Below are 11,843 nucleotides of genomic sequence, written 5' to 3' on the forward strand. Positions count from 1 at the left end.
ACAGCAGATCATCGCCGTACTCAGCTGGCTTGCGGTCCTTACATTCCTGCAGCTCTCACTGTATCCGTCCCTGAAAAAGACCTTTGGCCGCTTCGCGTTTCCTGTTGCATTCCCTGCATCGCTTCTTGCCTTTACTATCCTGTCCTGGTATTGCGGACTCGTCCGGATCCCCATCCATTCAGCCCTTATTCCCTTCATCTTTCTTGCAGCATGGCACCTTTACCAGCGGAACTACCAGATCCCTGACCTGAAAGAACAGTGGCGCTGGGAAGCCCTCTTCCTGGTTACCTTCCTCATCATGCTGGATGTCCGGTTTGTGAACCCGACAATCTCCTATGCCGAGAAGTTCATGGACCACGGGTTCCTTGCCTCAGTGATCCTGAACCCGGTTGTCCCCCCGCTGGATCCCTGGTTTGCCGGGGGCACCCTCAATGTCTATTACTATCTTGGGTACTGGATGCTCGGCTGCCTTGCCATCATCAGCGGGGTTCCTTCTGCGATCGCATTCAACCTGTCCCTTCCTACCGTGTTCGCCCTATCCGCGATCAGCCTGTATGCCATCGGCTCGCTGCTGCTCGATCGTTTCCGCTGGCTCCCGCTTACTGTCCTCATCCTCCCCAACCCGGCACTCATTTGCCAGCTCGTCACCGGATCAGCGGTGAATCCGGCCTATGATGCATCCCTTTCGTGGCTGGGAACACGGACCATCACCAACACCATCAACGAGTATCCCCTCTTCTCCTTTGTCTGGGGCGATGTCCATGCCCATGTTGTCTCGATCTTCAACCAGCTCTTCCTTATCCTGCTCCTCTTTTTTGTTTACCGGAACTGGGAGTCCCTGGACAAGGTTCAAAAAGCCATAGTAACGATCCTGGTTTCCCTCAGTCTTGGTTCGATGCCGCTCTTTAACACCTGGGACGTCCTCATCTATGCGCCGCTCGTGCTTATTGTCGCATTTCTCCTTATCTGGAGAAACCGGGCATCGCCGGGAAGAGACACCTGGGCATTCCTGTTCACCGTGCCACCCCTTTCTATTCTCTTATATCTTCCCTTCTATCTCCAGCTGCAGACACAGACCGGGGCGATAGCATTTGTCAGGACACCATCGGATCCGGTCGAGTTCCTCTGGGTGAATGGCATCTTCATCGCCATCTTTATCGCGCTGCTTGTTCCGGAGTTCCGGAAACGGCCATGGCTCCTCATTGCCTGCCTGCCCTTTGCCCTTACCGGGTACATCGCTGCAGCGATTGCCATCATCCCCCTCGTCTACCTCATTGCCAAAGCCGACCGCGATTTTCCCGATATTCTTGCGGCATTCGGTCTTGCCATCCTCGTGATCTGCGAACTCGTGTACATGAAGGACAACATGGGGGAGACCTTCTTCCGCATGAACACGGTCTTCAAGTGCTATCTCCCCGCATGGCTGATGCTCGGTACCGCTGCACTTGTCATGATCGGACAGTGGCTTGGAAGATGGGGGCGCATCCCGGTTTTTTCTGCCCGGCTCACGACAGCAGCAACTCTCGGGATCGTTCTTTTCCTCCTTGCTGCCCCGTTCATGATATCCTACAATTCCGGATACGGTACCAACACTCTTGACGGCCTGGAGTATCTCACTGCTTCGCACCCGGGCGATGCCGGGGCGGTTGCCTTCCTCCGTACGCTTCCACCGGGCGAGATCCTTGTCGAGGCAGAAAACGGGGACTATTCGTATTCCTCCCGGGTGTCCTCGTTCACGGGGATTCCGGCAATCATCGGCCAGCCATTCCATGAATACATGTGGAGGGGGGACGAGAGCGGCTGGTTCTCTGAACGAAAATCCGATATCCGGGAGATCTATGAGCGGCCGGAACTGACCGTTCCGCTCATGAAAAAATACAATGCAACCCTGCTCTATGTCGGGGATTCTGAATACGAACGATACGACGTCTCCCTTCCCGGAACCGGATTAACAAAGGTCTATTCGGAAGGAACGACCACAATATATCGGATTTCTGCATAATCCCCAGGTACACGTTCCGGGTAGCAGGCCGCTATGCGTGCACATTACCCGTCGTGGCACAAACCTTTATTTCCGTTCCTGTCGAACTGATATGGCTACATCATTGCTTACTGATGAGTAATGAAGGAGCATACACTCCTGAATGAGGTGAGTTATGGCAAAAGGTTACGTTAAGACAGAAGCTCCCGAGGAGCTCCAGAACAAGGCGCTCGAAGCCCTTGAAGTTGCAAGAGACACCGGAAAGATCAAGAAGGGATCCAACGAGGCAACAAAAGCCATCGAACGCGGTATCGCCGCCCTCGTGGTCATCGGTGCCGATGTAGAGCCTGAAGAGATCGTTATGCACCTTGGACCGCTCTGCGACGAGAAGAAGGTCCCTTATATCTTCATCAACAAGCAGAACGACATCGGCGCTGCAAGCGGCCTTGACGTAGGCTCTGCCGCGGCAGCAATCGTCAAGCCCGGGAAAGCAAAAGAGACGATCGACGACCTTGCCAAGCAGCTTGCCGCGCTGAAGGCGTGAGGTTCTTACCATGGCAGACGATGCAACGCCGGCAGAAGTAATCGAGGTCGTTGGCTCAACCGGCATGCACGGTGAGGCAATGCAGGTCAAGTGCCGTATCCTCGACGGCAACAACAAGGGACGGATCATCACCCGCAACACCGTGGGCCCGATCCGTGAAGGAGACATCATCATGCTCCTTGAGACCGAGCGCGAAGCAAAGAAACTCTCGAGGCGGTAAACGATGGTAGAACAGCATGTCTGCAGTTTCTGCGGCAGCCAGCTCGAGCCCGGTACCGGCAAGATGTTTGTGAAGAGGGACGGTACCATCTTTTACTTCTGCAGCACCAAGTGCCAGAACAACCACAAGCTCGGCCGGGTCCCGCGCCGTGTCCAGTGGACAAACGCCGGCAGGAAAGCACTCGGCAAGGAGTGATCCCCATGCCGGATCGCACCTTTGTGATGGTCAAGCCCGACGGGGTCCAGCGCGGCCTCGTGGGCGAGATCGTCTCCCGGCTCGAGGCAAAAGGCCTCAAGCTCGTGGCAGCCCGCTTCGAGAAGTTACCGGAGCAGCGGGTGACAGAACATTACAAGGAACACCTTTCAAAACCCTTCTTCCCTTCGATGAAGGAATATATCATGAGCGGCCCGGTCTTCCTCATGGTGTGGGAGGGGAGGAATGTGGCAGCGATCGTCAGAAAGGTGGTCGGCTCCACTAACCCCCAGGAAGCCGCGCCGGGAACAATCCGCGGCGACTTCGGTATCGACATCGGCAGGAATGTTATCCATGCCGCCGATTCACCGGAGAGTGCGGCCCGCGAGATCGGGATCCATTTCAAAACCACTGAAGTATTCGACTACAAGCGGATAGACGAGTCCGTGTTGTACGAATACTGATCCTTTTTTGTTCCGTTTATTCAGAACCCGGATTTGCAGGACCACGGCAGGGTCCGCGCCTTATGATTGCCGATCCGGTAAAAGCATACGTGGCTGGAGATCACCGTGATGAACTGCCGGGTTTTTTAAACCACTCATTTCTGCCCGTGTACCACAGGTTATATGATGCCTGATTCAGATTATATCATGAAACAAACGGGGAAGAGAAAATGAGTGACTGGGACATTGCATCGGTCGGGCATGTGCTGATTGGCAGCAGCATCACGGTTGCCGGGATTATCATCGCTGCACTGCTGATCGGTATGAATATCCCGATGGCATCATTCCTGCTCATTACAACGACTGTCCTCATCGTCATGAGCGCTGTTCTCATCATCTACAAGGTTCCAAGGAGTCCCCCTCCCATCTGAGCGAGGCCTTGCATGGATGAGCAGCAACCGGTCCGGATATGCAGCGCCCAGATCGCCGGCATCTGGGACAATCCAGCAGCGACACTGGAGAAGATCCGGCCGCTCGTTCACCATGCAGCGGCATCCGGTGCCCGCCTGATCTGTTTTCCGGAGCAGTTTGCAACCGGCTGGGACCCCGGTTCCACGAACCATACTGAAGAGCTGAACAGCACGATCGTATCAGCCCTGCGGGTAATGGCACAAGAGAACAGGATCGCGATTCTTGGCTCACTCCGGCAAAAGAGTGCAGGGCACCCAAAGAACACCGCACTGGTCATCGGGGACAACAGGGAGATTCTTGCAACGTATTCAAAGATCCATCTGTTCAGCCCCGGGGGTGAAGACCGGCAGTTCTCTCCGGGATCTGATCTGGGTATTTTCCGGCTGGGGCAACTTACCTGCGGCCTTGCCATCTGTTATGACCTCAGGTTCCCGGAACTCTTCCGCATCTATGCCCGGCACGGCGTCCAGGCCATGTTTGTCCCGTCAGCATGGCCGGCCAGCCGCAGGAAACACTGGGAACTCTTCGTTACCGCACGTGCCTGCGAGAACCAGATGTATGTGACCGGCATCAATACCACCGGAACGACTCCGGTTGATTCCTATTCCGGCGGTTCCATGACTGTCGACCCGAACGGAACGATCATAGCACAGGCAAACGAGGCAGAACAGCTGCTCTTCTGCGATCTCGACCCTGCACTTGTTACATCCGTCCGCACCGCCTTCCCGGTTGCAAAGGACTGCAAAAGCGAGCTCTATCCTGTTTTGTACGGCAGGAAATAACAGGGACAATTAACCCACTGCCCGTTAAGGATTTTCTTTCCATAACCGCACGCCTATATGTGATCACGTAACCAACACTATACCATGTACCATCTCGTGTGCGTCAACTGTGGAGCCACCTATCCCGCTGACGAGATCCTCTATAATTGTACAAAATGCGGCCACCTTCTTGCGGTAAAATACCCGCTCGATTCATTGAATATCAACAAGGCGGTCTGGGACAAGCGGCCTCTCGGTGTCTGGCGTTATAAGGAACTCCTGCCGGTGCACGGGGAGCCGGTGACCCTCCAGGAAGGGGGGACACAGATGTACCACCTCAAGAGACTGGGTGAGGAAATGGGGATCCCTCATCTCTATGCAAAACACGAGGGGATGAACCCCTCCGGTTCCTTCAAGGACCGGGGCATGACCGTGGGGGTTTCGATGGCGCTCCAGCTGGGAAAGAAGAGCGTTGCCTGCGCAAGCACCGGCAACACCTCCGCCAGTCTCGCGGTGTACGCAGCGAAGGCCGGGATCCCCGCCGTTGTCCTCCTCCCTGCCGGCAAGGTGGCCGTCGGCAAGGTGGCCCAGGCACTGATGCATGGCGCAAAGGTCATATCCATACGCGGGAACTTTGACCGGGCCCTCGAGATGGTCCACGATCTCTGCCTTTCCCACGGGCTGTACCTGCTGAACTCCATCAACCCCTACCGGCTTGAAGGCCAGAAGACGATCGGATTCGAGGCAGTCGACCAGCTTGGCGGTGTCCCGGACCGGTTCGTTCTCCCAGTAGGAAATGCCGGCAACATATCCGCGGTATACAAGGGGCTCCTGGAACTCCAGGAACTCGGGTTCATCGACAGGCTTCCGATGATGACCGGGATCCAGGCAGCAGGTTCGAGCCCGGTGGTCCGTGCAGTCCGCGAGAACCTCCCTGAAGTCGTTCCCGAAATGCAGCCCGAGACCGTCGCAACCGCAATCCGGATCGGTGCACCGGTCAATGCCGAGAAAGCCCTCACAGCCATCCGCAAGACCGGGGGCCTTGCCGAATCCGTTACGGACGAAGAAATCCTGCGGATGCAGCGCGACCTCGCCCGCAAGGAGGGCATCGGTGTCGAGCCGGCATCGGCTGCGTCGGTTGCCGGTATCAGGAAGCTGGCAGAGATGGGTATGATTGACCGGGACGAGCGGATCGTCTGCGTTGTCACCGGCCACCTCTTGAAAGACCCGGACACGGTGATCAAACAATGCGAACCCCCGACAGAGATCGATGCAAACCTGCCCTCGCTGCTCTCTGCGCTGCACTTGTAATTGCCCTTGTGGGAATACCTGCGGCGGGAGCGCTCTCGGCTGAGTATGTCGTCCTGCCAAATGGCACGGCGTACCAAGCCACCATTGAAATAGCGGATGCCTCACGCTATGAATTTGCTGATGTCGGCTTTATGGGAGAGAAAGTCCCGCTGCAGGTGGGGAATGTGACGCTCAATGGCACCTGCTCTCCCTGTAATTTTACCTGGAGCCGCCCCTGGGGCGCCCCTTCTGTCATCACGTTCGACAAGGGAAATTATACCGTCTCTTATCTCGCCCCGCTCTCCAACAATAACCTCCAGGGACAATTCATCCGTCCTTATTCAGTTGCAGTGACAATCCCCGGGGAATTTTCCGTGCAAAACCCGCTCCTTGCCGGGATAAGCCAGGGTGCAAATGTGACACATCATGCTGACAACGCCACTTCTGTCCGGTGGGATAAGACCACTGCGTTCAATGTCCGGTTCTATGACCAATGGCACGAAAACATGCTCTGGTTCTTCTTCCAGTTCATGGCAATCCTTGCCCTCATCCTCGTTGTCGTCCCCTATCTTCTCTCGACGAAGAGGGGAGAATAATCCCGCCACAATTCTTTTTTGTCTCTGGTGTTTTCATGGCACGACAACGTGAAAAGAAACGTATATACAGCCCGATGCGTAATGAAATAGAGAAAAAGAGGTTAATGTATGCTTCTTGAAAATGCAATCGTTGGAATCGTTCAGCTGGTCGTTGCTATCGTCTTTGCCGTGGTAGCGCTCTACATCGGTTTTTCGGTGCTGGGCAAGATCAGCAAGGGAATGGATGAAGAGAAGGAACTTGCCAAGGGCAATGTTGCCGTAGGTATCATTGTTGCAGCAGTCTTCGTTGCCATCGCTATGGTTGTCGAGTCCGGGGTCAGTGGCCTCTCCGCCGGCATCAGCAAGGCACTTGCAGCCGGCCTCTTCTCAGCCGATGGAATGATTACGATTGGCCTTGCATTCTTCCAGCTCATCGCTGGTATCGTCCTTGCAGTCGGTGCAATCTACCTTGCCCTGAACATCCTTGACAAGCTCACCTCGGGCGTTGAGGAATTCGAAGAACTCAAGAAAGGCAATGTCGCAGTTGCACTCGAGATGGGCGGTGTGATCATCGCCGTTGCTTGGATCATCCAGTCCGGTGTCATCGGCATCACTGCTGCCCTTATCTGAAACCTTTTTTCTTCATATTCAGGATAGTGTTTATTCTTACCAGCGGATGCTAATCCCATGGTCTGCGGCAGGAGCAGGTATTCTGCCTGACAATTGTCTGCCACTTACCATCGATATCCACAGCCTTTCAGAGAGCGTGGATTTTTCCGCGCTCTGCAGGGATCAGGATCTGCTGGCACGGTAAAATATCCCTGTAAATCCATGAATTGAAAATCGTTCATTTTATCCCCGTAATGACTAAACGAACATTCCTGAACGGTTTCATTGCAGAAGATACTGTTGGGGACAACCTGAATGTACCTGAACGCTCGCGGCCCTTATTGCAGGGAATTTCCCATATCTCATTGCGGCACACAGAGCCGAACCATGAGAATACCAATGGAGAATCAATGATGAGAACACGATATGGATTCATACTCTGCCTTACACTGCTCGCCCTCGCGGGCTGTGCGGGAGTGGCAGCTGCAGCACCTGCCGAAGCCGGGCAGGCGGATACCATCCAGCCCTATAACGGTGTTATCGGCCCCGGTAATTCGTTGTACGGACTGAAACTTGCATTTGAAGATCTCGATGAATCATTCACCGTTAACCAGAGCGAGAGACTGCAAAAACAGATCCGGCACGCGGATCTCCGGCTTGCCGAACTGAAACGTGAACTCTCAGAGAACAAAACAGATACTGCCGACATTGCCCTGGAACACTACCGGTTGAAAATCAACCAGACCGCCGACATCCTGGAACCCGTGCCGGTCAATGGCACAGGCCCTGTACCGGAGATCGATGAGACGGGACTCCTGCATGCACGGGAGATGATTGCCAAGCACCAGCGGGTCCTGGGAGATCTCATCCAGAGCCACCCGAATAATACCGGCCTCGAGCGTGCTTACAACAATAGTGTCCGGCTCGAACAAAAGTTCGAAAACAAGATACAGAATATCAGGACAGTTCAGCAACAGGCAAGGCAGAACCTGTCGTTACGCCCGGACCTTCAGGATAACCAGACACCCCAGACACCCGGGCCCGCGGATGAAAACGCGTTGAAAGACAGGAACAAATTCACGGGAAATACCACGCAGAATAAGGACCGGAATGAGCTGGGGATAAACCAGTCACCCGGAGACCTGAATCGCCGGCAGGCGGATAGCGCCACAGGGAGGGAGCAGCAGGGACAGAACGGGCAGCAGACAAATACCGGGAACCACAAAGACGCTGCGGGAGATAACCAGCAAATAACTCCCGATCAGACCCAGAACACCAGGACCAACAACAATAATCCCAAGCCGGTGGAAACCATCAACAAGAATGCCAACGGCAATGGTAATGGAAATACCCGGCCTGCCGGCAGGTAATAACCAGGTCCTGTCTGCTGAATGAATTCCGGAGAGATACCCCCGGTTATATTTTTATTCCAGCCATGATACCTATCAACAGAAAGGTGCACCATGAATAGACCGTTCCCGGCAAGGATGCTCGTTACCGGAGCACTCCTTCTGCTCTGCATCCTGCCGTCAGTACAGGCAGCATCCGATACGGGCTATTCCACGACCTATACTATTTCTATCACAAAGGACGGTTCTGCACACTGGCAGATCGAGTACCGTACCCCGCTTCTTTCCGAAGAAGACCTGGCAGGTTTTGAGAACTACTCGCGGGGGATAAATACGGTCTACCTGCCGGAACTCCGCGACCTGATGCAGCGATCCGCTGAGCAGGCAGCTCTTGGCACTTCCCGGGACATGACGGTTACCGGTTTCACCGGCAATGCCCTTGTCCAGACGTCCCCGACCGGCAGGTTCGGCGTTGTCACATATACGTTCGAATGGACGCATTTTGCGCAGATTGACGACGGAATTGTTGTCGGTGATGCCTTTGTCGGGGGAATGTACCTTGCACGGGACAATACCCTGATCATCAGGTATCCCGAGGGTTACACCGTGGCATCCGTCAGTCCAGTACCGGACCGTACCAGCGACGCACTTACATGGTATGGCCTGCGTTCCTTCGGGCCCGGGCAGCCTTCCATTGTGCTGAACGATTCCTCCCTTCCGTTCCTCCCGGTGATGGGAGGGATAGCGGTCCTTGTGATCATTATCATGACCGCAATCATTCTTTACCGCAGGAGGAATGCAGGGAGCCGTCCTGAAGAGGAGTTTCCAGAGGCGGATGATGCGGAAGAGCCGCCAATATCCCTTTCAAAAGTCGACCTTGAGACACTTGAGGAGAAGATCCTCCAGCTGCTCATATCACACAACGGGGAGGTGTTCCAGTCAGAGATTGTCAAAGTTTTGGGACTCCCGAAATCGACGGTAAGTACGACGCTCAACGACCTTCACCAGAGAGGGATTATCCAGAAGGTGAGGAAGGGCAGGGAGAACCTGATCCGGCTGGTAAAAGACAGGGAATGAACCTTTCATTCCCGGTCTTATGCGATACAAACACCATCTCATTTTTTGTACTGATCTCCCGACCTGCGGGAGAGCACAAACCGTCCCGGCAACGGGAAGTAGGATGAGAAAGGCCTGCAGTAACGGAAATTGATGAGAAAAAAGTATAGTGAAATTACTCGTACCCGAATGACTTTATGACAACGTCCGGGTTGACTGCACCGACATGGTAGACAGCACCCGAGGAAAGCTCATTGATGGTGACCTCAGCCGGTGAGAAGAGCGACGTATCGATCTTGTAGAAGTCATAGCCGGCTTCCTTGAAGATGTCATTGAAAGGCTTCCCGTAGCCCTTGGACTTGTTGCTGGGGATCTTGTCGAGATAGTCCTTGATCTCGGGGGCATTCATGGTCAGGGATATCCTGCCGTGGTAAATGGTTGCATCGTTTGTCACGCCCATGGCGAGTTTTGCACCGCGGACCGGCGGGACAGGCGCGGTTCCCATTGCTGCAATGACTTTCCTAGTGTCGAACCCGAGCTCGTTGAGCTTGTAGATTGCGGTCTCGACACACCGGCCGGCGACCTGGATCGATCCGACCATCGAGGCAGTCGGTGCGACAACAGCGCAGACGTTTGCGACGTCAACATGGCACTCCTCGGCGATCTTGTTCATGACCTCAGCGTTCGGGAGGTGGTCGCTCTCAAGGCAGATGACGGCACAGTCATAGTCGTCCTCGTACTCGATGACCTCGAAAGTGTGCTTCGGCTTGAGGGAGAGCGCCCGGGCCGGGCCGCTGCCCATCGCAAAGTAGTTGCCGACCTTGACAGTCCAGCCTGCCTTCTGTGCGCCAAGGCAGGAGATAGACGGGAAGTCGGTATTCACATCGATGAAGGGCATCGGGATACCCTTGATCTCGCCGTTGCGGAAGTTGACCTCGCCAAGACCGCCCATGCAGATCTCGGTGAAGGCCCGCCCTGCCGCATAGCCGCCGCGGACACTTACCCCGCAGTCGACGATGCGGGCGCCGTTATCAAGTTCATGGTAGGCGCAGTTGAATTCTTCGGCCAGATCTGCCAGATTGTCAAAAATTTCCAGTGCCAGTTCGTTAACACTCAGCATAAGAGAAAACCCCTGTAGTACATACTACCAATGGTCTGGAAATAGATAATATTTTTCAAATCTTACACCGTGACGGCAGAAAATGTGGGACCGTGAGGTTCAGGAGAGGTATTCGATGACCTTCGCCGGGTCGTACCGGAGCGTGATGATCCGGGTCCTGCCCTTCCCCTCGCGGTACTGGAGGTTGATAAGCCGCATTGCATCCAGTTTCTTAACAACCTCGTAGAACCGCGTATAGCCGATGGGAACGTTCTCCTTGAAGGATTTATACACATCCCCGGCATTCATCTCATGCTCCTTGTTGCTCCGCTCCGCGATCAGTTTCAGGATCTCCCGCTCTTCACCCTTGAGCGTCTTCGTCGTAAAGGCAAGGTGAAGATACTTGGATATCTCGTACGCACCGCAGATATCGTCCCGCTCGATGCTCCGCCGCGCCGCTCGTTCTGCCGAGAGCGTTGCACGCTTGAGGAGGTCGATACCGACTCGCAGGTCACCGCTCTTCAAGGTCTGGCTGACGACAAGGTCCAGCAGTTCCTCGGAAAGGACGCCCGAGAAGAGGCCCTGCATCACGCGGGCCTTCATGATCTCCCGCACTTCGGCATCACCGTAGGGAGCGAAGTAGATCTCCGTGGGCCGGAATACCGAGGCAACCCGGGCATCCACAGCACGACTGAGGTCCACATCCATGTCGCTGATGATGACAATGACACCGATGCGGGTCCCTTCATAGGTCTCGTGCGAGCGGAGCAGGGTGTAGAGAACCTTGTTGATCTCGTTCTCGTACAGGAGGTAGTTTGCATCGTCGAGAGCAACCAGCAGGACGATCTCTTCTTTTGCGATATGGCGGGCCACAGCATCGAAGACCTGCTTGAACGAGGTGCCGGAAGAAGGGGGGAGGTGGCCGATGAGTTTTTTGTAGATCTGGGAGATGATGGCGAACTTGGTATTGTCGATCTGGCAGTTGATGTAGACCGGCACCAGTTTCTTTGTCGTCTCCTCGATCTCCTGGAAGAGCTTCCTTATACTCGTGGTCTTCCCGGTACCGGGAAGACCCTTGCAGACGCTGTTCATCGGCCTGCCACCACGGAGGCCGGGCTTGATCTGGAACGCCAGCTCGCGCATCTGGTCGTCGCGGAACTCGAACTGCTCGGGAACATAATCGATCTCCAGCACCTCGGGGTCCCGGAACAGCGTCTCGTCCCACATCAGCAGGTTCTTCTTCATCTCTCTAC

At 55.0% G+C, this 11,843-nt stretch carries 14 protein-coding genes; 12 read left to right on the forward strand and 2 right to left on the reverse strand.

Annotated elements, in window-relative coordinates:
- Positions 1-10 precede the first annotated feature (10 nt).
- The 12 genes from METFOR_RS12290 to METFOR_RS12345 all read left to right on the forward strand — a co-directional run bounded on the left by METFOR_RS12290 (position 11) and on the right by METFOR_RS12345 (position 9,512).
- Positions 11-2,002 carry a DUF2298 domain-containing protein gene (locus METFOR_RS12290; RefSeq protein WP_015286476.1) on the forward strand — a complete coding sequence of 664 codons (1,992 nt, stop codon included), beginning with the start codon at positions 11-13 and terminating at the stop codon, positions 2,000-2,002.
- A gap of 154 nt (positions 2,003-2,156) precedes the next feature.
- The gene (rpl7ae, locus tag METFOR_RS12295; RefSeq protein WP_015286477.1) at positions 2,157-2,525 is read left to right on the forward strand and encodes a 50S ribosomal protein L7Ae; all 369 of its coding nucleotides are present in this window, start codon (positions 2,157-2,159) and stop codon (positions 2,523-2,525) included.
- Positions 2,526-2,535: 10 nt separating this feature from the next.
- Positions 2,536-2,745 (forward strand): 30S ribosomal protein S28e, encoded by a 210-nt coding sequence (locus METFOR_RS12300; RefSeq protein WP_015286478.1) that lies wholly within the window; start codon positions 2,536-2,538, stop codon positions 2,743-2,745.
- A gap of 3 nt (positions 2,746-2,748) precedes the next feature.
- Positions 2,749-2,940 (forward strand): 50S ribosomal protein L24e, encoded by a 192-nt coding sequence (locus METFOR_RS12305; RefSeq protein ID WP_015286479.1) that lies wholly within the window; start codon positions 2,749-2,751, stop codon positions 2,938-2,940.
- Positions 2,941-2,945: 5 nt separating this feature from the next.
- A complete protein-coding gene (gene ndk / locus METFOR_RS12310; RefSeq protein ID WP_015286480.1) occupies positions 2,946-3,401 on the forward strand; it encodes a nucleoside-diphosphate kinase in 456 nt (151 codons plus the stop codon).
- Between the two features lie 209 nt (positions 3,402-3,610).
- On the forward strand, positions 3,611-3,811 hold the full coding sequence (locus METFOR_RS12315) for a hypothetical protein (protein ID WP_015286481.1): 201 nt from the start codon (positions 3,611-3,613) through the stop codon (positions 3,809-3,811).
- Between the two features lie 12 nt (positions 3,812-3,823).
- On the forward strand, positions 3,824-4,633 hold the full coding sequence (locus METFOR_RS12320; RefSeq protein ID WP_015286482.1) for a nitrilase-related carbon-nitrogen hydrolase: 810 nt from the start codon (positions 3,824-3,826) through the stop codon (positions 4,631-4,633).
- Positions 4,634-4,717: 84 nt separating this feature from the next.
- Positions 4,718-5,923 (forward strand): threonine synthase, encoded by a 1,206-nt coding sequence (gene thrC / locus METFOR_RS12325; protein WP_015286483.1) that lies wholly within the window; start codon positions 4,718-4,720, stop codon positions 5,921-5,923.
- Between the two features lie 8 nt (positions 5,924-5,931).
- A complete protein-coding gene (locus tag METFOR_RS12330; RefSeq protein WP_015286484.1) occupies positions 5,932-6,498 on the forward strand; it encodes a DUF5803 family protein in 567 nt (188 codons plus the stop codon).
- Between the two features lie 108 nt (positions 6,499-6,606).
- Positions 6,607-7,107: a DUF350 domain-containing protein gene (locus METFOR_RS12335; RefSeq protein WP_015286485.1), complete on the forward strand. Its 501-nt coding sequence runs from the start codon at positions 6,607-6,609 to the stop codon at positions 7,105-7,107.
- A gap of 389 nt (positions 7,108-7,496) precedes the next feature.
- Positions 7,497-8,456, forward strand: coding sequence for a DUF5667 domain-containing protein (locus METFOR_RS12340; RefSeq protein WP_015286486.1), 960 nt, complete (start codon positions 7,497-7,499; stop codon positions 8,454-8,456).
- A 93-nt stretch (positions 8,457-8,549) separates the two neighbouring features.
- Positions 8,550-9,512 (forward strand): helix-turn-helix transcriptional regulator, encoded by a 963-nt coding sequence (locus METFOR_RS12345; protein ID WP_015286487.1) that lies wholly within the window; start codon positions 8,550-8,552, stop codon positions 9,510-9,512.
- A 154-nt stretch (positions 9,513-9,666) separates the two neighbouring features.
- Here METFOR_RS12345 and mch read toward each other — a convergent pair whose 3' ends face one another.
- On the reverse strand, positions 9,667-10,611 hold the full coding sequence (gene mch, locus METFOR_RS12350; protein WP_015286488.1) for a methenyltetrahydromethanopterin cyclohydrolase: 945 nt from the start codon (positions 10,609-10,611) through the stop codon (positions 9,667-9,669).
- A 99-nt stretch (positions 10,612-10,710) separates the two neighbouring features.
- On the reverse strand, positions 10,711-11,835 hold the full coding sequence (locus METFOR_RS12355) for an ORC1-type DNA replication protein (RefSeq protein ID WP_015286489.1): 1,125 nt from the start codon (positions 11,833-11,835) through the stop codon (positions 10,711-10,713).
- Positions 11,836-11,843 lie beyond the last annotated feature (8 nt).

The organism is Methanoregula formicica SMSP (assembly GCF_000327485.1).
Lineage (GTDB): Archaea > Halobacteriota > Methanomicrobia > Methanomicrobiales > Methanospirillaceae > Methanoregula > Methanoregula formicica.